The organism is Corynebacterium sp. UMB6689 (genome assembly GCF_030215295.1).
Taxonomy (GTDB): domain Bacteria; phylum Actinomycetota; class Actinomycetes; order Mycobacteriales; family Mycobacteriaceae; genus Corynebacterium; species Corynebacterium aurimucosum.
Genome location: NZ_JASOLS010000103.1, coordinates 1 through 322 on the forward strand (window position 1 = coordinate 1; position 322 = coordinate 322).

At 57.1% G+C, this 322-nt stretch carries 1 protein-coding gene; it reads left to right on the top strand.

The genetic code is table 11. The annotated features are described in order from the left end of the window. On the top strand, positions 1-322 hold a 322-nt coding region (locus QP363_RS12840; RefSeq protein WP_284764769.1), incomplete at both ends, for a transposase family protein.

Below are 322 nucleotides of genomic sequence, written 5' to 3' on the forward strand. Positions count from 1 at the left end.
CCGGAGCGTTGACCATCATTGAGGCCACGCCAGTAGCCGTTATCGGCGTGTGCCCGGACTGCGGACAGCCAGGAAAGCTGCGCGACCACACCACCCGTCGACTCGTTGATCTTCCTGTCGTTGGATTCCCCACTAGGCTGCACGTAACAGTCCCCAGATTCTTATGCACAGCCGTCTCATGTAAGAGAAAGATCTTCCAAGAATCTTTAACCTGCGCGGATGACGGCGCCAAACTCACTTATCGGGTCACCCGCTGGATCTTGCAGCGCCTTGCTATTGACCGGATGAGTGTGTCAGCTACCGCCAAAGCACTCGGTGTGGG